Annotated in this window: 27 protein-coding genes; 14 read left to right on the top strand and 13 right to left on the bottom strand. The window is 38.7% G+C overall.

Annotated features, from left to right (window positions below; genetic code table 11):
* Positions 1 to 12: 12 nt before the first annotated feature.
* On the top strand, positions 13 to 333 hold the full coding sequence (locus tag IEV74_RS09685; RefSeq protein WP_188455175.1) for a DUF3870 domain-containing protein: 321 nt from the start codon (positions 13 to 15) through the stop codon (positions 331 to 333).
* Positions 334 to 376: 43 nt separating this feature from the next.
* Here the strand turns inward: IEV74_RS09685 and IEV74_RS09690 are convergent, their stop codons facing one another.
* The 5 genes from IEV74_RS09690 to IEV74_RS09705 all read right to left on the bottom strand — a co-directional run bounded on the left by IEV74_RS09690 (position 377) and on the right by IEV74_RS09705 (position 4,952).
* Positions 377 to 1,819 carry an NAD-dependent succinate-semialdehyde dehydrogenase gene (locus IEV74_RS09690; protein WP_188455176.1) on the bottom strand — a complete coding sequence of 481 codons (1,443 nt, stop codon included), beginning with the start codon at positions 1,817 to 1,819 and terminating at the stop codon, positions 377 to 379.
* 152 nt (positions 1,820 to 1,971) lie between these two features.
* Complete coding sequence (locus IEV74_RS09695; RefSeq protein ID WP_188455177.1) at positions 1,972 to 3,174, bottom strand: acyl-CoA dehydrogenase family protein; 1,203 nt, start codon at positions 3,172 to 3,174, stop codon at positions 1,972 to 1,974.
* A gap of 17 nt (positions 3,175 to 3,191) precedes the next feature.
* The gene (locus IEV74_RS09700; protein WP_188455178.1) at positions 3,192 to 4,352 is read right to left on the bottom strand and encodes a CaiB/BaiF CoA transferase family protein; all 1,161 of its coding nucleotides are present in this window, start codon (positions 4,350 to 4,352) and stop codon (positions 3,192 to 3,194) included.
* 21 nt (positions 4,353 to 4,373) lie between these two features.
* Complete coding sequence (locus IEV74_RS19660; RefSeq protein WP_229683116.1) at positions 4,374 to 4,547, bottom strand: hypothetical protein; 174 nt, start codon at positions 4,545 to 4,547, stop codon at positions 4,374 to 4,376.
* Positions 4,548 to 4,604: 57 nt separating this feature from the next.
* Entirely contained in the window at positions 4,605 to 4,952 is a 348-nt protein-coding gene (locus IEV74_RS09705; RefSeq protein WP_188455179.1) for a DUF1428 family protein, read from the bottom strand.
* Positions 4,953 to 5,090: 138 nt separating this feature from the next.
* On the opposite strand from IEV74_RS09705, the gene IEV74_RS09710 reads away from it, so the two are divergent.
* The gene (locus IEV74_RS09710; protein ID WP_188455180.1) at positions 5,091 to 5,276 is read left to right on the top strand and encodes a hypothetical protein; all 186 of its coding nucleotides are present in this window, start codon (positions 5,091 to 5,093) and stop codon (positions 5,274 to 5,276) included.
* 7 nt (positions 5,277 to 5,283) lie between these two features.
* On the opposite strand, the gene mreBH is transcribed toward IEV74_RS09710, so the two are convergent.
* On the bottom strand, positions 5,284 to 6,291 hold the full coding sequence (mreBH, locus tag IEV74_RS09715; RefSeq protein WP_188455181.1) for a rod-share determining protein MreBH: 1,008 nt from the start codon (positions 6,289 to 6,291) through the stop codon (positions 5,284 to 5,286).
* A gap of 475 nt (positions 6,292 to 6,766) precedes the next feature.
* Here mreBH and IEV74_RS09720 point away from each other — a divergent pair, with 475 nt between their 5' ends.
* A complete protein-coding gene (locus IEV74_RS09720; protein WP_188455182.1) occupies positions 6,767 to 7,591 on the top strand; it encodes a CAP domain-containing protein in 825 nt (274 codons plus the stop codon).
* 42 nt (positions 7,592 to 7,633) lie between these two features.
* On the opposite strand, the gene IEV74_RS09725 is transcribed toward IEV74_RS09720, so the two are convergent.
* Entirely contained in the window at positions 7,634 to 8,941 is a 1,308-nt protein-coding gene (locus IEV74_RS09725) for a D-arabinono-1,4-lactone oxidase (RefSeq protein WP_188455183.1), read from the bottom strand.
* Positions 8,929 to 10,116: an amino acid deaminase/aldolase gene (locus IEV74_RS09730; protein WP_188455184.1), complete on the bottom strand. Its 1,188-nt coding sequence runs from the start codon at positions 10,114 to 10,116 to the stop codon at positions 8,929 to 8,931. Before IEV74_RS09730 ends, IEV74_RS09725 begins: the two co-directional genes overlap by 13 nt.
* A 140-nt stretch (positions 10,117 to 10,256) precedes the next feature.
* Between IEV74_RS09730 and IEV74_RS09735 the strand changes: the two genes are divergently transcribed.
* Together IEV74_RS09735 and IEV74_RS09740 are read left to right on the top strand one after the other, a co-directional pair.
* The gene (locus IEV74_RS09735; RefSeq protein ID WP_188455185.1) at positions 10,257 to 11,252 is read left to right on the top strand and encodes a glutaminase; all 996 of its coding nucleotides are present in this window, start codon (positions 10,257 to 10,259) and stop codon (positions 11,250 to 11,252) included.
* A gap of 11 nt (positions 11,253 to 11,263) precedes the next feature.
* Complete coding sequence (locus IEV74_RS09740; protein ID WP_188455186.1) at positions 11,264 to 11,929, top strand: SOS response-associated peptidase; 666 nt, start codon at positions 11,264 to 11,266, stop codon at positions 11,927 to 11,929.
* Between the two features lie 21 nt (positions 11,930 to 11,950).
* On the opposite strand, the gene IEV74_RS09745 is transcribed toward IEV74_RS09740, so the two are convergent.
* Complete coding sequence (locus IEV74_RS09745) at positions 11,951 to 13,423, bottom strand: sodium:solute symporter family protein (protein WP_188455187.1); 1,473 nt, start codon at positions 13,421 to 13,423, stop codon at positions 11,951 to 11,953.
* A 1-nt stretch (position 13,424) separates the two neighbouring features.
* A complete protein-coding gene (locus IEV74_RS09750; RefSeq protein ID WP_188455188.1) occupies positions 13,425 to 13,604 on the bottom strand; it encodes a hypothetical protein in 180 nt (59 codons plus the stop codon).
* A gap of 214 nt (positions 13,605 to 13,818) precedes the next feature.
* Between IEV74_RS09750 and IEV74_RS09755 the strand changes: the two genes are divergently transcribed.
* Entirely contained in the window at positions 13,819 to 14,361 is a 543-nt protein-coding gene (locus IEV74_RS09755; protein WP_188455189.1) for a transcription repressor NadR, read from the top strand.
* A 55-nt stretch (positions 14,362 to 14,416) separates the two neighbouring features.
* Here the strand turns inward: IEV74_RS09755 and IEV74_RS09760 are convergent, their stop codons facing one another.
* Positions 14,417 to 15,775, bottom strand: a complete 1,359-nt coding sequence (locus tag IEV74_RS09760; protein ID WP_188455190.1) for an alanine/glycine:cation symporter family protein — start codon at positions 15,773 to 15,775, stop codon at positions 14,417 to 14,419.
* A 190-nt stretch (positions 15,776 to 15,965) separates the two neighbouring features.
* On the opposite strand from IEV74_RS09760, the gene IEV74_RS09765 reads away from it, so the two are divergent.
* The 3 genes from IEV74_RS09765 to IEV74_RS09775 are packed head-to-tail and all read left to right on the top strand — an operon-like array spanning position 15,966 to position 17,629.
* The gene (locus IEV74_RS09765) at positions 15,966 to 16,436 is read left to right on the top strand and encodes a low molecular weight protein-tyrosine-phosphatase (RefSeq protein ID WP_188455191.1); all 471 of its coding nucleotides are present in this window, start codon (positions 15,966 to 15,968) and stop codon (positions 16,434 to 16,436) included.
* A gap of 17 nt (positions 16,437 to 16,453) precedes the next feature.
* Positions 16,454 to 16,759 carry a YtxH domain-containing protein gene (locus IEV74_RS09770; RefSeq protein WP_188455192.1) on the top strand — a complete coding sequence of 102 codons (306 nt, stop codon included), beginning with the start codon at positions 16,454 to 16,456 and terminating at the stop codon, positions 16,757 to 16,759.
* Positions 16,760 to 16,786: 27 nt separating this feature from the next.
* Positions 16,787 to 17,629: a YihY/virulence factor BrkB family protein gene (locus IEV74_RS09775; protein ID WP_188455193.1), complete on the top strand. Its 843-nt coding sequence runs from the start codon at positions 16,787 to 16,789 to the stop codon at positions 17,627 to 17,629.
* 27 nt (positions 17,630 to 17,656) lie between these two features.
* Here the strand turns inward: IEV74_RS09775 and IEV74_RS09780 are convergent, their stop codons facing one another.
* Positions 17,657 to 19,597 carry a heavy metal translocating P-type ATPase gene (locus tag IEV74_RS09780; RefSeq protein WP_188455194.1) on the bottom strand — a complete coding sequence of 647 codons (1,941 nt, stop codon included), beginning with the start codon at positions 19,595 to 19,597 and terminating at the stop codon, positions 17,657 to 17,659.
* Between the two features lie 289 nt (positions 19,598 to 19,886).
* Here IEV74_RS09780 and IEV74_RS09785 point away from each other — a divergent pair, with 289 nt between their 5' ends.
* Complete coding sequence (locus IEV74_RS09785) at positions 19,887 to 20,765, top strand: transporter substrate-binding domain-containing protein (RefSeq protein ID WP_188455195.1); 879 nt, start codon at positions 19,887 to 19,889, stop codon at positions 20,763 to 20,765.
* 9 nt (positions 20,766 to 20,774) lie between these two features.
* Complete coding sequence (locus tag IEV74_RS09790) at positions 20,775 to 21,461, top strand: amino acid ABC transporter permease (RefSeq protein WP_188455196.1); 687 nt, start codon at positions 20,775 to 20,777, stop codon at positions 21,459 to 21,461.
* A 211-nt stretch (positions 21,462 to 21,672) separates the two neighbouring features.
* Here IEV74_RS09790 and IEV74_RS09795 read toward each other — a convergent pair whose 3' ends face one another.
* Complete coding sequence (locus IEV74_RS09795) at positions 21,673 to 22,842, bottom strand: MFS transporter (protein WP_188455197.1); 1,170 nt, start codon at positions 22,840 to 22,842, stop codon at positions 21,673 to 21,675.
* A gap of 144 nt (positions 22,843 to 22,986) precedes the next feature.
* On the opposite strand from IEV74_RS09795, the gene IEV74_RS09800 reads away from it, so the two are divergent.
* The 3 genes from IEV74_RS09800 to IEV74_RS09810 all read left to right on the top strand — a co-directional run bounded on the left by IEV74_RS09800 (position 22,987) and on the right by IEV74_RS09810 (position 25,708).
* Positions 22,987 to 23,379 carry an OsmC family protein gene (locus tag IEV74_RS09800; protein ID WP_188455198.1) on the top strand — a complete coding sequence of 131 codons (393 nt, stop codon included), beginning with the start codon at positions 22,987 to 22,989 and terminating at the stop codon, positions 23,377 to 23,379.
* 64 nt (positions 23,380 to 23,443) lie between these two features.
* Entirely contained in the window at positions 23,444 to 24,247 is an 804-nt protein-coding gene (locus tag IEV74_RS09805) for a YfkD famly protein (RefSeq protein ID WP_188455199.1), read from the top strand.
* Between the two features lie 153 nt (positions 24,248 to 24,400).
* Positions 24,401 to 25,708, top strand: a complete 1,308-nt coding sequence (locus IEV74_RS09810; protein ID WP_188455200.1) for a Na+/H+ antiporter family protein — start codon at positions 24,401 to 24,403, stop codon at positions 25,706 to 25,708.
* The last annotated feature ends 414 nt before the right edge of the window (positions 25,709 to 26,122 follow it).

Genomic DNA, 26,122 nt, shown 5'->3' on the forward strand with positions numbered 1-26,122 from the left:
GGGGATTACAGAATGAATACGGTTTTTATAGCAGGACATGCCAGATTACCATCAGGAATGGCAGCAAAGAGTATTTACGACACATTAACCATTACTGCAGAAATTGATAAAAAGTATGGCGTAATTGTAACAGCAAGCTGCACATTAGCAACCGTTCATGGGCGGGAATATGTCCAGCAATTACTCCGTGGCCACAGTCTTCAGGAAGGTATTGAAAAACCGGTTCAGGAAGTAAAAGAGCATTATTTAGGTAAGGCTGGAAACGCGATCGAATCTGCCTTGAAAGATTTGTTTAAACAATATGAACAATACACAAGTTCAAAAAAATATTGAATCCCCACCATGCGTATTTTCCGGTGGGGATTACTTTTTAGAATTAAATTCCCATAGAAACAAACTTCATTTCAAGAAATTCATGCATTCCGTAATGTCCGCCTTCTTTACCGATACCAGACTGCTTGATCCCGCCAAATGGTGCTTCTGCAACAGCAGGGAACACATCATTTACACCAACTATTCCATATTCTAATTTTTCAGAAACACGTATTGCGCGGCTAGTGTTTTCGGTGAAAATATATGCGGCCAATCCATAATCCGTATCGTTAGCCTTATTAATTACGGAATCTTCATCGGAAAATGGCTGGATTGGAATGACTGGTCCAAACGTTTCCTCATTCATGACAAGCATATCGTCCGTGATTTCGGATAGGACGGTAGGATGATAAAAGTAGCCATTTAAATCACCATTCAAGCGTTTCCCGCCATAGACAATTCGGGCACCTTTTTCTACAGCATCATCGAGGTGTGTCTGTACCTTTTGTGATGCTTGTTGATTGATGAGAGGACCAAGATCTGTATCCGCATCAAGGCCATATCCTACCTTTAGTTCCCTTACTTTTTCTATAAGTAATTTGGTGAACTTTTCCTGAACTGATTCATGGACATATAATCTATTTGCACAAATACACGTTTGCCCATTGTTTCTAAATTTGCTTGCTAACGACATTGCGGCAGCTTTTTCCAGGTCTGCATCGTCAAAAACGATGATTGGCGCGTGCCCGCCAAGCTCAAGTGATAATTTTTTCACATGATTTGCACTTTCCCGCATTAAATACTTTCCGACCTTTGTGGAACCAGTAAATGTTATTAGACGAACATTTTTACTTGTCAGCAGTGTAGTACCAATCGCTTCAGCATCTCCTGTTACCAAATTCACAACACCATTGGGCAATCCGGCACGTTCTAGTATTTTTATAATCTCAATTGCAGATAATGGTGTTTCCGGTGCAGGCTTTAAAACTACCGTACATCCTGCTGCTAGGGCTGGGGCGATTTTTCGGGTAATCATAGACGCTGGGAAATTCCAAGGTGTTATGGCTCCGACTACTCCCACCGGTTGCGGAATAACTAGCATCCGTTTTGATTTTATAGAAGACGGAAGCCATTCTCCATAGCTTCTGCTTGCCTCTTCTGCATACCATAATAAAAAACTGGCGGCACTTTTAATCTCACCTGCTGCCTCTTTTAGTGGTTTTCCTTGTTCAGTTGTTAGAATTTTTGCAAGTCGATCAGTTTCTTCCAACATTATTTCATGAGCCTTATATAAAATTTTGGATCGCTCACGCCCGGTCAAGTCACTCCAACTGGAAAACGCTTTGTGTGCAGCATCTATAGCTTTTTTTGTTTCAGCTTTTCCACCATAGGAAACATCTGCAATAGCATCCATTGTAGCGGGATTATAAACTGTTTCCGTTTGATCCGATTCAGCGGTTTGCCATTTTCCATCGATAAAAATACTTTTAACCAGTGTTTCTATCATTATTTATTCCTCCTTAAAAGTTGTCGCACGTTACTAAAAAGCAATGTAACTATTTAGCTATTATCGTAGTTTATTGCCTTTAATTTCCGTAGCCTTAGTAGTATAGTATTTTTTGTTATTTATCTTTGCTGGAATAAGAATTACTAAACCAATTATTTAGAAACTAATTCTTTGTTCCAGGCAGGGAGCATTTTATTAAGCGGTTTATCAACACGATAGCCTAAAACATATTCAGCCTGCATAATGGTATGGATTTCACGTGTTCCTTCATAGATAACAGGTGCCTTTGAATTACGTAAATAACGCTCAACAGGATATTCATCAGAATAGCCATATGCACCATGAACCTGAACGGCATCATCGGCAGCCTGGTTGGCAAAGTCACATGCCTGCCATTTTGCAAGCGATGTCTCACGCGTATTACGCTTACCTTGATTTTTCAGTTCCCCTGCACGATAAACGAGCAGGCGGCTCATTTGTAATCCCGCCTCCATTTTTGCAATCATTTGCTGAACGAGCTGGTGACGACCAATTTCCTTTCCAAATGTCTCGCGTTCATGGCAATATTTCACACTCGCTTCTAAGCAGGCCATTATTTGACCGCATGCACCGGCTGCTACCGTGAAACGTCCGTTATCTAACGACGCCATAGCTATTTTAAATCCTTCACCCTCTTCTCCCAGCAGATTTTCTTCTGGAACTTTTACATTATCGAAAAATAGCTCTCCTGTATTACCAGCACGAATTCCTAATTTACCTTTTGTTGCTTTAGAAGAAAAACCTTCCCATGTTCTTTCTACGATGAAAGCAGAAATACCGTGATGCTTTTTCGATCTGTCGGTATAAGCAAAAACTAAAAAGTGGTCAGCTGTATCGCATAAAGAGATCCATGTTTTTTGCCCATTTAAAATGTAATGGTCACCTTCTTTAACAGCTGTTGTCTGCAGTGATGCGACATCAGATCCAGCAGCAGGCTCTGTTAAGCCAAATGCACCGACTTTTTCCCCTTTTGCTTGCGGTGCTAAATATTTTTGCTTCTGTTCTTCGTTACCCCATTGCAACAGGGACATACTATTTAAACCAGTATGAACGGAAACGGCGGTTCTGAAAGCTGTGTCGCCACGCTCTAGTTCTTCACAAACAATTGCTAATGCATTATAATCCATCCCGCTTCCACCATACTCTTCAGGGATACAAACCCCCATCAATCCAAGATCCGCTAATTTTTTCATAATAGATGTGTCAAATATACCTTCACGATCCCATTCCGCAATATAAGGCATAATTTCCTTGTCGACAAAGCTCCTTACCGTATTTCGCAGCATTATTTGTTCCTCTGAATATTCAAAGTTCATAATCGTCATCTCCTTATTTAATTCGTTGTATTTGTAAATCCTAACCTTGCTAAAACTTCCTTTGTATGTTCACCAGCATCTGGTGGATGGTGGTGAATATCAACAGGTGTCCGTGAAAATTTTAGTGGACTGCCAATCATTTTTATTGGTCCTGCTGTTGGATGTTCATAATCAATAAACATGTTTCGTGCATGTAATTGCGGGTCGTTTGCAACTTCCTCAATATTTTGGATTGGCCCGCACGGTATATTATTTTGCTGACAGGCCGACTGCCAATACGAAGCGGGCTTTGTTAACAATGCTTCCTGCAGCATTGGAACTAATTCATCCCGATGTTCCACACGGCTTGGGTTCGATAAAAAGCGCTCATCCTTAGCAATTTCAGGTTTCTTCAACACATTGCATAACGATTTAAACTGATTATCGTTTCCTACAGCGATTACCATTTCACCATCCATCGTTTGAAATGTTTGGTAGGGAACGATATTTGCATGATGATTTCCCAGTGGTGCAGGAATTTTCCCTGATAACAGATAATTGCTGCCGATATTTACTAAAGCACTAACGGCAGAATCATAAAGGGATAAATCTAATTTCTGTCCTTTTCCTGATTGTGTTCGTTCGAGTAATGCCCCTTGAATTCCAATACATGCATATAGTCCTGTTAAAATATCAGTTATCGCAACGCCAAGCTTTTGAGGACCTGAATCTTTATCACCAGTAATACTCATCAATCCACTCATTGCCTGAATAATAAAATCATAGCCGGGCATGTTCTTATAAGGTCCTGTTTCACCAAAGCCAGTAATGGAACAGTAGACAAGTTCAGGGTTGATTTTGGCTAGTGTTTCGTAATCTAAGCCAAACCGTTCCATTGTACCGGATTTAAAATTATGAATAATGACATCGCTTTCATTTACCAGCTCCTTAATTATCTGAATGCCTTCTTCTGACTTTAGGTCAACAGTAATACTTTTTTTGTTGCGGTTGGCACATAAATAATAGGCGCTCACACCATTTCGGAAGGGGGGACCCCATTTGCGGGTTTCATCACTCCCGCCAGGTGCTTCCACTTTAATCACTTCTGCACCAAGATCCCCGAGTATCATTGTACAAAATGGCCCGGCTAATACTCGGGACAAATCAAGAACTTTAATATTTCCAAGTGTTAAAGGCATACCATCGCTCCTTTCTTTTATTTAAATTAAAAAAGCCAGTTCAAAATGACCACAGTCGCGCTGTGATTCAATATGAACTGGCGCTTTATCTGCTGGAACAGAACTGGAATAGGACTGTAAACAGATTAGGCAGTGTAATTTAAAAATGATTTTAATTCGGATCATGTGCATGGAACGCGGAGACGTTTCTAACATGATTCTCTATTTCTATTCTAGTTTATTCAGAAAAATTTGTAAATGATTTATTCAATTTTAAGTAGTAAATGTGGCGGAAATCACTTTTGATAGATCAACATAGTTTGTCATAACCTGAAATAGGTGCTTGATTTTCTCATCATGGTTAACATTGTTCATTACTTCTTCATAATGTGATTTATTGCGAAATACGGTTTGACCGAAAAAAAGTTCCTCGTCATCATCTACATTTATCACATCAAGCAGGCCAGTACAGCCATGCATTCCATTCAAATCATCGGCACAATACGTATGATCTTCTAATGCACCATGAGCCATATAGATTTCTCCGGCTTTTTCATTAATATCAATGAACTGTTGCACATGTATTTTCTTAACCCTGTATAGATAAATAACAGTATACACACTATCACCTCGCTATGCTTACACTATTAATTCAATATTTTGACGGCGAAACCCTCTATTTTCAACTAAAATAGTAAAAGAAATTGTTGGAAGGAGGATATATTTGGAGAGGGATGTCGATCGGGAGTATACGACCGATTGACATCAACCCAAAAGCAAAAACATCAACCCAAAAGCAAAAACATCAACCCAAAAGCAAAAACATCAACCCAAAAGCAAAAACATCAACCCAAAAGCAAAAACATCAACCCAAAAGCAAAAACATCAACCCAAAAGCAAAAATCAAACAAAAAAGCCGTGCATCTTCCCGGATGCACGGCTTAATCAAGCTCTACTTAGCAGCTTTTTGCAGTTTTGAAATCATCTTCAATGCCCGGCCTGTGCCAATTGCGACAGATTCAAGCGGATTTGGTGCGATATGAACGGGAACAATTATTTCTTGGGCAAGCCAATCCTTCATACCATTTAATAAAGCTCCTCCGCCAGTTAAAACAATACCACGATCAACAATATCCCCACTTAATTCTGGTGGACAGTTCTCAAGTGTTGCCCGGATAGCTTCTAAAATTTGCTGCAGCGATTCTTTTAATGCATTGTAAATTTCCGAAGAGGATACGTTGATTGTTTTAGGTAAACCAGTAACCATATCTCGTCCGCGCACTTCCATTGTTTCTTCCTTATGATCTGGGTGGGCATAGCCGATTTCAATTTTAATATTTTCAGCGGTACGTTCGCCTATTAATATATTATACTGTTTTCGAATATGCTGAATTATTTCTTCATCAAGTTTGTCGCCACCGATGCGGACAGAATTACAGGAAACAACCCCGCCAAACGAAATAATTCCTACTTCGGAAGTCCCACCGCCAATATCGACAATTACATTAGCAATCGGTTCATCAACTGGCAGATCGGCACCAATTGCGGCTGCAACAGGTTCCTCAATTAGGTGGACATGCTTAGCACCATAGCTTGATACAGCATTGTGAATGGCACGGCGCTCAACTGTTGTACTTCCTGAAGGGGTACATACAACAACTGTTGGCTTACGCATGGATAGTCCCATTTTTTTGCTTACTTTTTTCAAAAATTCCTTTAACATTTGTGCGGTAACATCATAGTCCGCGATAACGCCGTCCTTTAAGGGGCGAATTGGAACAATGTTTTGCGGGGTTTTTCCTACCATTTCTTTCGCTTCTGCTCCAACTGCGACAACGTTTTTTGAATTAATATCGATAGCCACTACGGATGGCTCGTTTAAAACAATTCCTTTAGTTTTTGAGTATACAAGAATATTAGCAGTACCTAAGTCGATACCGATTTCTGCATTAGATAACATATAAGTTCCTCCAGTGATGACAGTTTTCTTCTATATATAGCATTTCTATACCATAACACAATTTTTGGGGGTGGGTAACTACTTTACATATATTGGTACAATTGAATTAGAATGACCCGGGAAATGTTGATATATAAGGATATTTTTTTATCCTCATTAAAATAAACCAATAAATCTAGCAAAAAGCAAGTAACAATACCATTACAATAAAGCTTATTTTGTAATATAACAGAGGCTATGAATAGTGTGTCAATAGGAAGTTTACTGTAAATTTTTCCATCAAATTGAACATTTTCCTTTACAGTTTATATCAGGCAAACTGGGTTTTCTTTATAATATAAGGAATTTGGCTTATAAACTACTTCATTCCGAGTCTATTTAACTAGTTCGGAAAATCCTGCCATCTTTATTACATTAAAACCCGTGCTATGATGATTCTGCAAGCGACAAAAAACCAAAGGAGAGTGCAAACAAGATGTTCAAAAAAATAAGTGTAGTTACTGCATTATCAACAGCATTATTATTCGGAGGATCATTATCCACTGTGGATGCAGCAGAAAAAGCTGATCAACCACAGGATAAATTATATAAAGTTCTTTACTCTGTAAACGGTGGAGATTTTCAAAATCTTTCAAAGGAAAATGTAAATAATCTACTAAATAAATATCTTAAAAACTATCAAATTAACTGTAATTGGAACAATGCAGGTCAAAAGCAGCAAACAGAAGTAAAACAGCCAGAAAAAAATAACGGACAGCAGCAGGATCAAGGACAACAAGAACAACAAAAACAAAATCAACAAAAACAAGATCAATCAAATCAAGAACAGCAGGCACAGCCTGAAAAAACACAGGCACCAGCACAACAGCAATCCAATGAACAGCAGCAACAACAAAATCAAGCACAAGAACAATCGCAGCAATTAAATCAATTTGAACAGCAAGTTGTTGAATTAACAAACCAAGAAAGAGAGAAACAAGGTTTAGAGCCACTTCAAATTGATGAAGAATTAAGTAAAGTAGCACGCGAAAAATCTCGTGACATGCAAGCAAATGGATATTTTGCTCACAATAGTCCAACTTACGGTTCTCCATTTGATATGATGAAACAATTTGGCATTGATTACCGTACTGCTGGTGAAAACATTGCAAAAGGTCAACGTTCACCAGAAGAGGTAGTAAATGCATGGATGAACAGTGAAGGCCACCGTGCAAATATCCTAAACCCTGAGTTCACTCATATTGGTGTAGGATATGTTGAGAGTGGAAACTACTGGACACAACAATTCATTGGAAAATAAATCATGACTTTTAAAGGGACTAGCTTCGGTTAGTCTCTTTTTTCATATACCAAACAATCTTCTTACGTAATCATTTAAAAACATTCCATTTGGATCTAGTTCAGCGCGTACTTGTAAAAAATCATTAAATTTGGGATAAACTTTTTCTAATTCTTCCGCCTGCATTGTGTGCATTTTTCCCCAATGCGGGCGGCCATTATGATAATGAAATATATCTTCAATGGCATCAAAATATTTCTGGAAATCCATCCCTTTATACATATGGACAGCAATATAAGCTGCGTCGCGATTGTAAGCGGGGCTTAGCCATATATTATCTTGTTTGACATAGCGGCATTCGATTGGAAAGTGTACTTGGAAGTTATCCTTCTCTAAAGCAAACTGAATGTCTTTCAGCACGACCCCCATAGATTCGGCAGGCACACTATATTCCATCTCGCGAAATTTCACCAGTCGTGGTGTGGCATACAATGAATAACTATCTCCAAATTGTTTAGCAGTGGGTATTCCTTTAGCAGAGATGGTGCTGATTAGTTTACTTAGTTTTGGCTGCAGGCGGCACATTTCCGATAAAATCCAAAACACACCATTTTCAACGACGACTTCATTGAACGTATTTGACTTCTTCCCCGAAAGCCGTTCATCGTGTATACCATTCATCCGTTTTACTTGAACGGTTTTTGTATGTGGAAACCAGAAAAATTCAAAATGACGATTTTTCTGGTTAAATTCATTAAGTTGATTTAAGCACACATCCAATGACATGCGTGAGCTTTCACTTAATAATTGGTGAGAAGGTATGACCCGAAGCTTTATTTTCACAATTATTCCAAGCATTCCTAAAGAGACACGCAAGGCTTGAAAGTAATCACCATTATACTGTTCAGACACTTCCAGAACTTCTCCAAAAGATGTGACAATCGTTAACCCTGTGACCTGTGTAGAGATACTTCCAAATTGAATTCCCGTTCCATGTGTCCCTGTACTAATAGCACCCGCAAGCGTTTGGACATTAATATCACCAAGATTCTCCATAGCATAGCCCTGTTCATGCAGTAATTCGCCAAGTTCTTTTAGTGTTGTACCTGCCCAAACATCGACCAGCCCGTGTTCATGATCAATGGAAGCAATTCCTGAAAGATGGTTAAGCGATATGAGACATTCACTTGTTGCCGCTAATGGGGTAAACGAGTGACCAGCGCCAACAACCCGCAACGTTTTCCTGTTTTCCCCGCATTTTTTGACGATGGATATTACTTCTTGAAGTGTTTTAGGCTGGTAAAATGTTTCGGAAATGCTCATAACCGTTTCAGACCAATTTTTCCACTTGTTATTTTTTATAGAAAACATTGATTGTCCCCCCTATATGTAGAATACTTTCCGATAATTTTTCCATCTTGAATCAGATGAAGGCAGTTAAAATGCTCACACAATTCACCAGATTTACTGTGCCGCATTATGATTGGATCACCGTGCTGGAGCTGGATATTCCCTTTATAATGGATAGGTGTTTGTACTTCTCCAGCTCCTTCGTTGTTTATAAGGGCTGCCCCTTTTGGCAAATATACTTGTGGCAGTTTGTCTTCCCCAGCAGCGCCGGAAGCAATATAGCCGCCCCCGTAACATGTATAAATGTTGGGTACTGGAATGCGTGTGATTTCAAGGGCGAATCCTGCAGCGGGGGCACGGTGGAAAGCTTGGTAGTAATCGAATAATCGCGGGGAGTAGAATCCCGACCCTACTGTAACCTCTGTAATGTGCTCCTCGTGAGTTGTTTGGTGCAGGCTTCCCGTACCTCCGCCATTTATAAAACGCAAGGAAACTCCTTTTGTTTTTAATGCCTGTATGATATTCTGTCTTCTCTGGATAAGTGTATTTGATGATAGTCGTTTCAACAATTGAACAATCCTGCTTTTCACATGCTGGTTAGGATCATTATCTGTGACACCGGCGATTTGTGCTTCATACCCCATTACGCCATCCAGATGAAGATAGCTGGAGTCAATTACCCGGTTTACAATTGCCATGAAACGTTCAGTGCTTTTAATAGGGGAACGGTGAACCCCAAAATGAAGACCAAAAAAATCACTAGATAGGTCAATATCGATACATACTAAGAACATTCCTTTCTCTTGTTTTGCAATCTTTTCAAGGCGATCAATGTGTTCGACCGAATCAATCATTAACGTAATAATGTGATCATTCTTTACTCGTTTACAAATTTCCGTTAGGTGGAAACTGTTCCATACGGGATACGCGATCAGCAGATCATCAAAATCATTATCCAATAAATAGAGTGCTTCATCGGCTGTGTAGCACATAATTCCCTGGAAAATAGGTGAAGAGCCTAAAATTTTTTTAAGAACTGCAACACTGCGAATGGACTTGCTTGCGATGCGAATATTCTTATAGTTGCTATATTCAGCGATATCATTTATGTTTTGATTTAGAATGTCCATATCTAGAAAAGCACAAGGCTTGCTTACTTCTTTTAAAGCATTTTTGTAATACAAATAGTCCTGCATAATAATTCTCCTTTACTGGAATTTTACATAAAAGAAATCAAATGATGTAGGTCTATTCTTATGGTAGCATAGGAAAGTTGATAAGAGGGAAGATTCTGAAATTAAATTTAAAAAAATATGGAAGTTGTGAGGTGATCAAAATGGTTCAAGGTGCAGCAAATTGGAATACAGAACAAACGCAGGAATGGCTGCAAAATTATGTTGATGATTGGGTGGCCTTTTATCGAAAACATACCAGTGATGGAGAGGTTGCTTCCTATATTCCTATCTTAAAAGAGGCTAATAAGGACCATTTAGGAATTTCAATTCTTGGGAAAAATGGTATGGCAATTCGTTCAGGTGATGTTGGCATTCCATTTACCATACAAAGTATTTCGAAAGTGATCAGTTTTATTGTTGCCTGTATGGAGCGTGGTGTAGGATATATGCTTGACCGTGTTGATGTCGAACCAACCGGAGAAGCATTTAATTCTATTATGCATTTAGAAATGAAAAAGCCTGAAAAACCGTTTAATCCACTAGTTAATGCTGGCGCCATTACAGTCACTTCGATGTTGGAGGGGAGAACCTCTGATGAGAAATTGGAACCAATTTTTCATTTGCTGGAGCATATACTCGGCTACAGACCAGCACTTAATGTTGATGTATATGAGTCTGAACGGGATTCATCCATGAGAAATAGGGCGATTGGTTACTATTTATTAGAGATTGGCTTTTTGGAATCCGATTTAAACATCACATTGGAAACCTATTTTAAGCAATGTTCAATTGAAGTAACAGTTGACGACCTAGCCAGGATTGGTATGATTATAGCAAATGATGGTGAAGATCCTGACTCAAAAGAAGAAATCATACCACGGCAAGTAACAAGGATCGCGAAAGCATTGATGCTGACGTGCGGTATGTATGATGCATCTGGAAAATTTGCTACATATGTTGGTATTCCAGCTAAAAGCGGAGTCTCTGGCGGCATAATTGCTATTGCACCTCCAAGGGTTCGTGAGGAGGAATTGCCATTTATCAATGGATGCGGGATTGGTGTTTATGGCCCGGCATTAGATGACAAAGGAAATAGTATTGCAGGAATAAGGCTATTAAGGCATATTGCTAAGCAGTGGGATTTAAGTATTTTCTAGGGGATGATATCATGTGTGGAAGGTATACATTACTAGCAAGTGAGGAAGAAATAGCGCAAGCCTTTGGGATTCAGCAATCAATTGATTCCTACCAAATAAGCTATAATATTGCACCTGGACAAAATGTTTTGGCTGTTATCCATGATGGCAAAGAAAAACGTGCTGGATATTTGCGATGGGGACTTGTACCTTCATGGGCGGAAGATGAGAAAATAGGCTATAAAATGATTAATGCCAGAAGTGAAACAGCACATGAAAAAGCCAGTTTTAAAAAGCTGGTGGCCAGGAAACGATGTTTGATTGTGGCAGATAGCTTCTATGAGTGGAGGAAAACGGATAAGAAAAAGCAGCCGAAACGAATACACCTTACTGACCGGAAATTGTTTGCTTTTGCAGGATTATGGGATAAGTGGCAGCAGAACGATAAAGTATTGTTTACGTGTACCATTCTGACAAAGGCGGCAAACGATTTTATGCAGGATATCCACCATAGGATGCCAATAATTTTGCCAAAGGATAAGGAAGATGCCTGGATATTTCCTGAGGAGAAAAAGCCGCGTGACATGCATAATTTCCTTCAAAATGTTGAAGCAGAGGAGTTATCAGCATATGACGTTGCAAGCTATGTAAATGCTGCCAAAAATAATGATGAAACATGTATTGCACCGTTGATATAAAAAGAAGACTGATTTTTTAAGTCAGTCTTCTTTTATTTTCCTTTCTGATTTTAAAATATTAATGAATATAGTAGCCTTTTGATTGGGAGCAGTTGTCATTACGCTTACACCAACAAAAAGTACGGCTGAAACAATAAGTCCCCAAATACCAGCCGCCAGTCCAAGCGGCTTCGTACCGGTAAATTCCAGAGCAAATACGAGAATGGCACCAAGAGAAACACTTGAAATAACGCCGGGTGCGGTTCCACGTTTCCAAAAAAATGTACCGAAAAATGCTGGGACGGCAACAATTAATCCTGCAGATGCAGCCACAGACAAGACGGCAATTAAATTGAGTTCTAATTCTGCAAACGCGAATGCCAATATCGCAATAATCGGAATGACAACTTTTCCTACTTTTAATTGCTTGGCATCGTCTGGCCGGCTTTTTAAATTACCGTATACATCACGAGCAAACATAGATGATAATGTTAGCATGATCGAATCAATTGTTGAGATAGCTGCTGCCATAATCCCGATCATTACAATAACCCCGAGAACTGGCGGGATTAAGTCAGACGATAACAATTTCGGAGTTGCCAAGTCTGCCGTAGTTAGGTCTGGAAACATTTGCAGTGCCGAAAATCCCCATAAGACGGATACAAACGTATATATGAATCCGAAAATGAGGAAGCCGAGCAGCATTTGCCTTAATCCTTTTAATGATGATGGCATAAACATGCGCTGGCTCACCTGTGGGTTGGACAAACTAAAGAAAAACCACGGCAATGTCATTCCAAGAAATGTTAAGAAATCAAAATATCCGTTGCCTGGTACCGACAGTGAGTCCGAATGATTAGCTTGTAATTTATCAAAGAATTGACCGAATCCGCCTAATCCATGGATAACCAGCAATACAACAATCGTTGATGTAATGATCATAAAAACAGCCTGCAGTGAATCTGTCCATACAACAGAGCGGATGCCTGCCGTGTAGGAAAATAGAATTGCCATGACAGTTGCAATAATTACACCTGTTGTAAATGGAATAGCATTGTTTGTGATTCCCTGCAGGAGATACCCGACACCTGCAAGCTGAACAGCACTATATGGGATTAGAAACAAACAGCTGACAATCACGATTGCCGAAGCTGCGGCTTTACTTTCATAGCGATCACCAACCATTTCTGAAGGTGTCACATACCCAAACTTTTTCCCAGCCAGCCAAAATCGCGGTCCAAATAATGCTACAAGGGATACCCCTGTAAAGTAGACAATTTCAAAGCCAAGGGCACCAACTCCACCTTGGTATGTCAATCCAGCAAGGCCAACCATCATAAATGCACTGTACGTTGTAGCGCTATAGCTTAATGCGGAGAGGATGCCGTTCATTTTCCGTCCGCCGAGAAAATAACCTGACATATCGGTTCTATCACCACGTCTTGACAAAAATGCTACAAATAATGCCAGAATAATATATATTGCGATTCCCCAAATTACCATATTCGTATTCAATTTACTTCCCCCAGTCCTTTGTTACCATGAAATTGGCTATGATTATGAGTATTCCGATAATTCCCCATAACAGGAAACTGCCGTACCAGGTCTGAATACCTGATAAAATGGTATAGGGAAGAATGTAAGCTAACAAAATTAAAAAAAAGATTAGTACGCCCCATAAGACTTTTGCTTTCATTCGATTTCTTCTCCTTAATGTGAATTATTGAACATATTATGAACCGGTTAATTACATATGTCTTTACACATATATTTACATATAGTGAGAGAAAAAGCAACATTTTTTTAATTATTAAGTGCCGTATGGATGCCGTGTGGAAATCTGTTTGGTATACTAAAAAGCAGAGTATAGAACCACCTGACGGAAGATGGAAAAACTGGGGGTGTGCTAAATGAAAGATGATGAAAATAAGGTATTTGGTGAAGAAAGAAGACAGTTAATATTGTCCTGGTTAATGGAAGGCAGTGATCCGCTGTCAGGCAAAATTCTGGCAGAGCGAACGAATGTTAGCCGTCAAGTTATTGTGCAGGATGTTTCTTTATTGAAAGCAAAAGGTGAACCGATCATTGCTACTTCGAGAGGGTATGTTTATTTTAAAGAAAACAATAACAGCTCAAAGTTTACTAGAATTATTGCAGTATGTCATCTGGCAGAGGAAACAGCTGATGAATTATATACACTTGTTGATCACGGGGTTACGGTTCAAAATGTAATGGTTGAGCACCCGATTTATGGAGATATTACTGGTTCATTAATGGTGAAAAATCGACGTGATGTTGATGCCTTTTTAAATGAATTGAAGAAAACACAGGCATCATTACTTTCCGAACTTACGGAAGGGGTACACTTACATACGATTGAGGCAGACACAGAGAAGCAGCTGGATGAAGCGTGTGATGCACTATATTTGGCAGGATATTTGTTAGAGCAATAGAAAAAAGAGATCGGCATCCACATATGGAATAGCCGATCTCTCTCTTTCTGATAAATTATGATGCTCGTGATGCTGCCTTTTCTTGTTCTTTTTCTTCTTTGGCCACTTTTAGGAATTTCTTCGTTTCGTATACAACCACACCTGAGAGACCTAATATACCGATTAAGTTCGGTACGGCCATTAGTGCATTCATAATATCTGCTATACCCCATACGATACCAAGCTTCTCAATAGCACCATACATAACAATTAAAACAAATGCAACACGGTAATATGGCACCGCTTTATCGTTGAACAAATAGGCAAAACATTTTTCACCATAGTATGACCAGCCAACAAGTGTTGAAAATGCAAATAACACAATTCCAATTGTAACGATATACCCTCCTGTATCACCAAGGAATAAAGCAAATGACGCTGCTGTCAGGTCGCCGCCTTCTAGCCCGCTCGTGTACATATCAGCCATTACAATTGTAATCCCCGTTATGGAACATACGATAATTGTATCGATGAAAACCTGTGTCATGGATACAAGTGCCTGACGTCCAGGATAATCTGTTTTAGCAGCGGCTGCGGCAATTGGAGCAGAACCCAGTCCCGCTTCATTGGAGAATACCCCTCGCGCTACACCGTAACGGATAACAGTACCTAATATTCCCCCGCCAATCGCACTGCCAGTAAAGGCATCACTGAAGATTAACCCTATTGCCTGTGGTAAAATATCCAAATTCATAACCATAATAATAAGTCCGCCGATTACATAGAATAATGCCATAATCGGAACAAAGAATGCTGTAACTTTTCCGATACTCTTAATTCCGCCTAGGATAACAAGACCAGTTAAAACAGTTAGAATAACACCTGTAACCCATGTCGGAATACTAAATGAGCGTTCTAACGCATCTGATACTGAATTGGATTGTACCATGTTACCAATACCAAAGGCTGCAACTGCACCAAAAATAGCAAAGATGACACCCAGCCATTTCGCCTTGAGCCCTCGTTCTAAGTAGTACATGGGACCACCGGACATTTCTCCCTTGCTGTTTTCAACACGGTATTTAACAGCCAAAATTGCTTCCGCATATTTTGTTGCCATTCCTAACAACGCGGAAAGCCACATCCATAACACGGCACCAGGTCCACCTAATACGACGGCAGTTGCCACCCCAACTATATTACCTGTTCCAATAGTGGCAGCCATGGCGGTTGTTAATGCTTGGTAATGGCTTATGTCACCTTTTGATTTTTTATCCTGCCGTTTTGGGCTGAATGCAAGTCTTAATGCATAAGGCAACGAACGGATTTGCAGAAACCCTAAACGAAAGGTTAAATATAAACCTGTCCCTACAATTAAAATTAACGTTGGCGGACCCCAAACAAAGTCGCTAATACTGCTGATAATGTCGTTCATTTTCTTCCCCCTCCTTGTATTTTTAGTATTGTACCTATAATAAATATTTCGAATATTGATTTAAAAGTCAAGCTTTTTTTCAAGAAAGTTTAAGGGCTTATCGGGAAGGGAAAGAATTGGATAAACAAATGAGCGATTTTTCCAGTTTTGTTATAATGAAATAAACTGGTAGATGGCAGGTGAAATACATATGGTACGTATTTTATTTATTTGTTTAGGAAACATTTGCCGATCACCAATGGCTGAAGCGATTTTCCGTGATTTAGTAACGAAACAGGACCTTACTGGAAAAATAGCTGTAGACTCCGCGGGTATCGGTCATTGGCATGCGGGTGATCAACCACATGAGGGCACTAGGGAAATATTGGATAACAAGCAAATTTCCTACGAAGGAATGCTGGCCAGACAAGTACATAAAAATGATTGGGATGATTTTGATTATATTATTGCGATGGATGATCAAAATATAAAGGACCTGAAAAATGTGAACGAGTTTAATGAGGGACCTATTATTGCTAAACTTATGGATTTTGTTGCAAATCCGCAAGAGGTTAATGTTCCTGATCCTTACTTTACTGGTGATTTTGAGTACACATATGAACTTGTATCAGAAGGATGCAAAGAATTGCTGAAGTCTATTAGACAACAAGAAAACTTATAAAAAAGGAGAGATATAAAATGGGAAAATATAAATTATGCATTGGAATATTAGGCGGGGCTGTAATCGGTGGGTTAACAGCACTATGTGACAGGGAAACAAGAACCTATACAAAATATAAAATGCGCAGTGGAAAGCATCAGGCTGGTTATTATTTGAAGCATCCGTCTGAGGCAGTGCGAAATGCTCAAAGGGCTTGCAATCAATTCAATGAAAGCTTTAACAGCGGTGCCAGCAATGCAATAAACGCACTGGAGCAAGTTGAGGAAACCTTGAACAAAATTTCAAAAAAGAACGAGCCGAAGAAACTGGAATCATCCATGTAATGGTTAAATAAAGGGGGGAAGCTGACGGTGGAAAATGTGGCCAGTTTTTTTAAAGAATTATATAAGCGCTTTGAAGAAGATGATGTCTTTGGATTGGCAGCACAACTAGCTTACTTTTTCCTGCTTTCGCTATTTCCCTTCTTACTGTTCTTAGTTACATTGATCGGTTATTTACCAGTTGACCAATTGGCGTTTGAGGGATTTATGGATTTTATTGAAACGTATGCTCCGTCTGATATTACGAAATTAATCAATAATAACATTCCACAGCTTTTAAATAATCAAAACGGCGGATTGTTATCTATTAGTATTATTGGGACATTATGGTCAGCCTCCAATGGGATCAAAGCAATCATGCGGGCATTTAACAGAGCTTATGATGTTGATGAAGATCGTTCTTTTGTCATAGCCAGATTGATTGCGATTGTATTAACGATTGCAATGGTTCTTGTAATTAGTATGGCGTTCTTGCTTCCGATCTTTGGAAAAATGATTGGAGAGTATTTTTTCTCCTTTTTCGGATTGTCCGATAACTTTATCAATCTGTGGGGAACTTTTCGCTGGGTCATTTCATCTGTCGTGTTTTTTATTGTTTTGACGGCTCTTTATAAATTGGCACCTAACAAACGAATTTATTTTAAAAATGCTATATGGGGTGCGTTATTTGCAACGGTTCTCTGGCAATTGGTTTCACTCGCATTTTCTTTTTATGTAAATACGATCGGTAACTACTCGGCAATGTATGGGAGTTTAGGAACAGTCATTATTTTAATGATCTGGTTTTATATTTCGGGAATCATTATCATTGCCGGTGGAGTTATGAATGCGGTTATTAGAAAAATGAGGCTGGAAAATGAAGATATCCCATAAGGCCAGGGATTCTTATGGGATAATTTATTATTTCAATAATCTTAATCCATTTAAAATAACCAAAATGGTACTGCCTTCATGGCCAATAACACCTAATGGAAGGTCCAGTACTTGGAAAAAGTTCGATGCGATAAGTGCGAATATGATACATAACGAAAAGGTCACGTTTTGTTTGACGATTGTATTCATACGATTGGATAGGCGAATTGCGTTCATAATTTTTGGTAAATCGTTTTTCATTAGAACGACATCTGCAGTTTCTAATGCGACATCCGTTCCTTCTCCCATTGCTATTCCTACATTTGCACTCGCCAATGCTGGTGCATCATTAATACCATCACCGACCATTGCTACATTTTGATAGTGTTGTCTCAATCTTTTAACATGATTAACTTTCTCTTCCGGCAGGCATTCGGCAATGAAGTGATCAATTCCCGCCTCTTTTGCAATTGTACTTGCGGTTATTTGATTATCGCCCGTTAGCATGACTGGATGAATCCCGCTCTTCTTCAAATCCTTGATTGCATCTTTTGCCTCTTTTCTAATGGTATCCTTTAAAGCAAAAAGCGCTGTAATACCCGAGTCGTTTTTAGCAAAGACAATCGTTTTACCTTGCTCCGCTAATTTTGCAGCAATACCATCGTGAAAATGTATTGCATCCGTTTCTCCGACCAAGGCTGCATTCCCAATTTCCCATCTTTCTTCATCTACATAGGCTGTTACACCATTTCCGCTAATCGTAGTCATCTTTTGTATATCTGTTTTGCATGTGTTATCCAGATAATCATTACAAAAAGCTGTGATTGCCCGTGCCAGTGGGTGTGTGGATTCACTCTCGATGGCTTTGATGGTAGATAATACTGCTGTTTTTCTATGTTCTGATTTAAAAAAAGCATCCGTAACGATAGGTTTTCCATTGGTAAGTGTACCAGTTTTATCTAAAGCAATTGCTTTAATATAACTTAAATTCTCAACGTGAACACCACCCTTAAAAAGAATTCCGTTTTTTGCACTGTTGGATATTGCTGAAAGAGTAGCAGGCATGATCGATGCGACAAGTGCACAGGGTGAAGCAACAACAAGCAATATCATAGCGCGATAAATACTTTCAGATAGGGACCAGCCAAATAATAAGTAAGGTAAAAACATCATAATAACAACAGCAGTCAAAACAACCTTCACATATGTTCCTTCAAATTTTTCGATGAATAACTGGGAAGGTGATTTTTCATCCTGTGCCGATTGAACTAAGGCTATTATTTTTTGAAAAAGGGTTTCATTTGCTTGCTTTGTGACCTTAACGATAATTGTTCCATCAAGTGCAACAGTACCAGCGAATACCTCATGGTTGGTTTGTTTGTTAACAGGAATGGACTCCCCGGTAATCGCACTTTCGTTTATAGAGGAATTGCCTTTAACAATAATTCCATCGGCAGGTATCCGTTCACTGGCTTTGATTAAAATTATGTCATTCATTACTAGATTCGATACAGGGATAATTTGTTCTTGGCCATCCGTAATTTTCAATGCAGTTTCTGGCTGAAGGTTCATTAGCGATGAGATTTCCCTATGACTTTTATTTAATGTATATGTCTCCAGTGCCCCTGACAAAGCAAAAATGAAGATTAGTATTGCCCCTTCCGTCCAATATCCAATAATAGCTGAACCAATTGCAGCAAAAACCATAAGCATTTCTACATTTAATTCCTTGTTGGCAATTGTTTCTTCAATACCTTCTTTTGCTTTGGCATAGCCCCCAATGGCAAATGCAGTTAAGTGAAGAATTATCCAAAGCGGGTGTGACATATAATCCTCCAATGACCATGCAACAAGAATCAGAAATCCGCTAAAAAGGGCAGCGATTAATTCGATATGCTCCGAGATATGTTGACACCACCCCGCTAATAAAGAGGGGTTATTATTTTGAACTGTTTTAGGTGATAAAATTGCTTTAGAGCTTGTAGACATTTTCAATACCTCCTGTTTAATTGAGAATAATAATCATTTATAACTAGTTATTGCAATTAGTTAAATTATAATAATTATAATTTAGTATTTGTTATTATATTACCACTATGCTAAACAAAGTCAAGAATAAATTTGACAGATCGGGACACGGGGTCAGACCCCGTGTCCCGTAGGTATAACAGTGATGTTATCAATTAATAACAGTTTGCAAATTTATTGAATTAACTGATTTAACCTGTTACAATCAAGTAGAATTTTGGAGTATAACAACTAAAGAGGGGTGACCGATATGAAGTGGAAAGGTTTGGCTTTTTTCGTTTTTTCATTACTTTTGGTATTAGGAGCTTGCGGGGGTAAGGAGAATGAAGAAGCAAGTGATAGTAATAACGAAAAAGAGGATGGAAAATGGGCAGAGATTCAGGAAGCTGGGGAACTAGTTGTAGGTACATCTGGGACATTAATAGCTGCCTCTTATTATGATGGTGATGATGAAAGTGAAGAACAGCTAACTGGGTATGATGTAGAAGTAATGCGAGAAGTCGCAAAACGTCTTGATTTAGACATTTCGTTTGAAATTATGGGGATAGATGGTATGCTCCCGGCAATCAAAAGCGGGAGAATAGATATAGCGGCAAACGATATTGAAGCAACAGATAAAAGGAAAGAGGAATTTAATTTCAGTACACCTTACAAATATTCTTATTCCACAATGGTTGTGAGAAAAGATGATTATTCAGGCATTCACAAACTGGAAGATTTAAAAGGGAAAAAAGCTGGAGGAGGAGCGACAACAATTTATAGCCAAATTGCCGAACATTTTGGTGCAGAAGTTGTTACATATGGGAATGCACCTAATGAAGCATATTTACGTGATGTGCATAACGGCAGGACAGATGTTATTGTAAACGACTATTATCTATCGAAGTTCGGTGTCGCAGCATTTCCGGAATTTGATATAATGCTTCATCCAGAGTTAAAATTCCATCCTACTGAACAAGCAGCGGTCTTACCAAAAGGCGCCGCTAAACTAACTGAAAAAGTAAATCAGGCTTTGAAGGAAATGCGTGAAGATGGAACATTAACTAAGCTTGCGGAAAAGTTTTATAAAGAAGATGCTTCTAAAAAACCAGAAGGTGACATCCAAAAAATTGAAGGATTAGAGCTTTAAAGAATAATGATGGATTTCAATGGTTTTGATTTCGGTGGATTATTTGATGTGGAATTAGCTCTAGAAAGCCTGCCTTATATAATAAAAGGCGGGCTTCCTATGACATTAGCAGTATCTTTTTCTGGAATGCTGCTTGGACTAATTTTAGGGTTATTTATTGCCTTGGCAAGAGGGTCTAAAAGAATAGTTTTTCGTTGGCCAGCACGTATCTATATTTCGTTTATGCGCGGAACGCCTATTCTAGTATTTCTTTTTATCCTGTATTTTGGTTTACCTGTTGTTGGTATAGAATTTTCCGCGTTTACAGCTGCATTTTTGGGTTTTGGATTAAACAGTGCGGCATATATCGCTGAAATTAACCGTGCATCATTAAACAGTATTGATGCCGGTCAATGGGAATCGGCAAAGGCGCTTAACTTAAGTTACTGGAAAACACTGCGAAAAATTATTCTGCCGCAAGCTACTAGAATAGCTATACCACCATTAACAAACGTATTTATGGATATTGTAAAAGCTACATCACTTGCTGCAGTAATCACTGTTCCAGAGCTTTTTCAAAAAACACAAATTGTTGCAGGCAGGGAATTCGATGCTATGACGATGTATATTTTAGTAGCATTTATATATTGGCCAGTTTGTATGATTATCTCATTTATGCAGGATCGATTGGAAAGCCGTTATAGCAGATTTTTATAAAATATACTGTTTTGATGGATCGGTATCGCTTTCTCTCCCATATCGACTTTTAAGAGTTGGGAACTAATTGATTTAGTAATCACAAAATCAAAACCTCATGAAATCAATTTGATTTCATGAGGTTCATTTATTCTTTGTCACAATCACTTTCAAAATCCATATTGGGGCTGATACAGGTTACAAATACTTAAAGTCTAGTCCATATATAACTTTATACCATCTCTTGACTAACCCCACTGTCCTTCTTAATAAATATAGCAGCCAAAACAAGCAGCAGCATTCCAACAATAACGTAAAAAAATGAAACTTCTGGAAAGTACTGTATAAATAATCCGCCAAGGTATGGCCCAGTAATACTGCCTAAACTAAAGAAGATTCCTGTCATTAAATTCCCAGCTGGTAATAAGTGGCCGGGCAGTAAATCGGTCATGTAAGATATCCCCAGTGAAAATAGCGAACCAACGAATACCCCTGATAACGTAAAAAAGATAAATAGTGCGATAACGGATGTTTCAAAGAAGGCTGCAACTGTAAAACAAATGACCCCGGCTGTTAGAACATATAAAAGAATTTTCCTGCGTCCTATTCGGTCACTTAAAATTCCAAGCGGGAGCTGTGATAAGATACTCCCAAAGGCAAAGCAAGGAATAATTAATGCTAAAGTATCGACATCATGACCAATCCGTAACCCGTAAATTGGAAAAATTCCATGCAGTGTTGCTTCCAAAAAACCATACCCAAACGGGGGCAGTAACGCTACCCAAGCAATTTTCCCAGTTTGAATAAACCTTCCTAATGAAGTTGTTGAGCTTTGCGTATTAACTTCATCTTCCGGCCATTTATTTCTAACAAAGAACATCCCTGACCAGACAATCATACTGAACAAGGCAGATAGTAAAAACGGCAATGATTCATTAATAGATAAAAGCCGGGTCATTAAAGGGCCAAGCGTAAAACCAACTCCGAAAAACAAACCGTATAATGCAATATTTCTCCCTCGGGATGCTTTTTCTGATGTTGTTGTAATCCATGTTTGTGTTCCAAAGTGCAGCATATGATCACCTATTCCGATTGTGACCCTTAGGATGAACCAAAACCATAAAGCTTCCCAAAATGGAAACAACGCCATAGAAATGAACACGAGTAACCCACCTATAACAATAATAGGTTTAAATCCAAATTTCTGCATTGGTTTTTCCATAAATGGTGAAGCGATCAGAACACCTATGTAAAGTCCAGTAGCATGTAACCCATTAATTGATGATGATATACCGTTATTCTCTAATATAATTGCAAGTAAAGGAAGAAGCATTCCTTGAGAAAATCCGGAAATGGTTACAAGCGAAATTAATATCCAAAATCTGGTTCTCACCGATGCCATTGAATCCCTCCTTAAAAAACTCCACAAAATTCAATCTAATCGTTTTCGCTAAAAAGGTCAATCTTCTTGAATTAATGTAAAGGTTAAAATAAGGTTATGATAAGAGTAGAAAAGGTTAAATAGTAACTAAAGGAGTGATGGTAAATGGAATTTTATCTTAAGGAAAATGGTATGCGGATCGATTTGGACTACGGAACTTTATCTATTTCTGGGAATGAAGAATATGGATTCCGCCCGTATCAACTAATGGCAGCGTCAATCGCAGGGTGCAGTGGATCTGTTTTTCGAAAAATCCTTGAAAAACAACGAACGGAAATAGAAGATCTTATCATTTCAGCAGAAGTTGAAAGAAACCCGGAAGAAGCTAGCCGAATTGAACGAATTTCTTTGCATTATACAATCAAAGGGTATCATTTGAATCCTGACAGACTTTACAAAAATTTAGCTTTATCAAGAAAGAATTGCTCCATGATACGGTCGGTTGAAGACAGTATTAAAATAGAAGAAAGTCTTGAATATATGGAGTTAAGCAGATAAATTAATTAGGTATAATATTTATGTGTCCGAAAAAACTAAGATAAAATTGAAAGGAATGGGACACATGAATCGAAAAAGATGCTACCTTATTGCATTAATTGTTACTGTCTTAGCTTTAATATCCCCGATAAATATTCTTGGAGATGAGAAAAAGGAAGAATCTAAGGATGATTTCTCCATCCCAAATCATGTCTTAACAATTTCAAAAGAAAATACATTTCCAAATTCAACCGAGGATCAGGAGGTGGTTGAATCCAGTGAGTCTACACAAGAATTAATTGACGGGGTAGATATTCCAATCGAAAATCCTGATTTAATCAAAATGTTAAATGAAACATCGATAGACCCATCTTTTTTAGCTATTGGTTATCGGGGCATGGTGTATTTGGGTCGCTGGCCAATAAATTATAAATCATTGGAAACAACGGTTAATTGGGAATATCAGCTTATAAATACAAATGAACTAAATAATATTGGCGGGAACAGCAATCTGGAAATGAATTATATTCAAAAGGAACAAAGGGAAGTTAAAGGAGCACTAACTAATAAAATAACAAATCCGGATGATATTAAGAAAATGATGCTGTTAAAAGCAAAGGATAAAACAGATCTTCCGCTTTCCTATAATACAGTCATCGGTAAAAATACAAAAAAGGATAACTCCTATGCCGTTCCAATGAAAAAATTTGGCTCGCTGAAAGCTTATGCACCAGCCCTTAACGAAAAAGGACAGGTAACGTTTGGCGAAGTATACATTAAACTGAAGGGAAACAAGAAGTCTATCGAAATAAAAAATGTCACAAAGCAAGGTATTGGTGCCTGGATTCCGATTCAGGATCATATTTCATTCTCGTACAATCTTAAATAGAAGCTAAAAAGTCCTGTATATGTGCAGGGCTTTTATTATTAACAAATTTTCCAGCAAATAGAAGGGAAAAGAGGGTTGATTTTTTCACTTCATTACTTTATCATGGTAAAGTGTTAAAGTTATAAAGAGAGATGTTAGAGAGGGGAAACTGGAATGGAATGGGTTGTAGTTGTATCTGTTTTAGTTATGACAATTCTTAGTTTATTACGTGTGAATGTTATAATCGCCATCATTGCGGCGTCAATTACCGCTGGCGTGATGGCTGGTTTATCAATAAGTGAATCAATAGAAATGCTTGTAGGCGGAGTAGGAGGAGGTGCGAATACTGCGTTAAGCTATATCTTATTGGGGGCATTTGCAGTTGCAATAAGCTACACGGGAATTACTTCGATTTTAGTAAATTTCCTAATTAAAAAACTAACTGGAAAGAAAACAATGATGCTATTAGTGATTGCGGGTGTTGCTTCATTATCACAAAACTTGATACCGGTGCATATTGCATTTATTCCTATATTAATTCCACCGTTGCTTAAATTGTTTGATGAAATGAAGCTTGATCGACGTGGAGTTGCTTCAGCATTAACATTTGGTTTGACAGCTCCCTATATAATGATACCTGCAGGGTTTGGGCTTATTTTCCAAGGTATTATACAAGAAAACATGGAGAATAGCGGTGTAAGTATTTCGCTCGACCAGGTAACATTGTCCATGCTGCTTCCCGGATTAGGCATGATTGCTGGACTCCTGGTTGCCATTTTTATTACGTATCGAAAAGATCATGTTGCACCTGCAGCAATAGAAGGATCAACAATTAAGGAAGAACAAGAACAAAAGGAAGTGAAATTCAATCGCAAACATCTGCTAACACTAATCGCTATTGTTGCAGCTTTAGCTGTGCAATTAATTACGGATAACCTGATTATTGGTGCATTAACCGGTATTGTACTAATGTTCTTATTTGTTGCTGTGCCATTTAATCAAGGCGATAAAATCGTAACAGATGGTATAACAATGATGGGAACAATTGCATTTGTAATGCTGGTTGCCGCGGGATATGGAAATATATTAACTGAAACAGGTGCGGTAGATGCGCTGGTTGAAGTTTCATCAGGGTTTTTAGGAGGTAATAAAGCTCTTATTGCATTTATTTTGTTGCTTGTCGGTTTAGTTATTACAATGGGAATTGGCTCGTCATTTGGAACGATTCCAATTATTGCAGCACTATACGTACCAATTTGTTTAGCAGCGGGATTTTCGCCAATTGCGACTGCAACCTTGATTGGGACTGCTGGTGCATTAGGTGATGCAGGCTCCCCTGCTTCAGATAGTACGCTCGGACCGACTTCTGGCTTGAATGCAGATGGAAGGCACCACCACATTTGGGATACATGTGTACCAACGTTTTTGCACTATAATATTCCATTATTTCTATTTGGCTGGATTGGGGCACTGCTTTTTTAATAGCTTTTCTTAGAAGTCTGTTGCTTTTTAATATCAGAATATCCGTAAACTGCGACGTAATGCGGTAGACTACCGTTCTGGAAATACACTAATGTGATATTTTATAACTTCATACTTTATGGGGATGAGGAAATAAAAAAAGCATATTCATTCCTACTAGCAGCCCGTATACACGGAGACTCCTGTGGGAGATGAGGCATCGGTGAGACCCCGGAGCGACGAGCAAAACATCCACCGAATAAGCTACGAGTTGTGAGGAGTGCAGCATCACCGAAAATGCTTGCAACACGACGAACACCCAGCGTGAGGAGGCTCATCAGCCGCCCACGGAAAGCGAAGTGTATACTGAAGTGACCCCGAAAAATTAGACACATTAATTTATTAAGTTATCAAGCAGCTTGTAGGGCAAGATTT

The organism is Virgibacillus oceani, from assembly GCF_014638995.1.
Taxonomy (GTDB): Bacteria; Bacillota; Bacilli; order Bacillales; family Amphibacillaceae; genus Virgibacillus_E; species Virgibacillus_E oceani.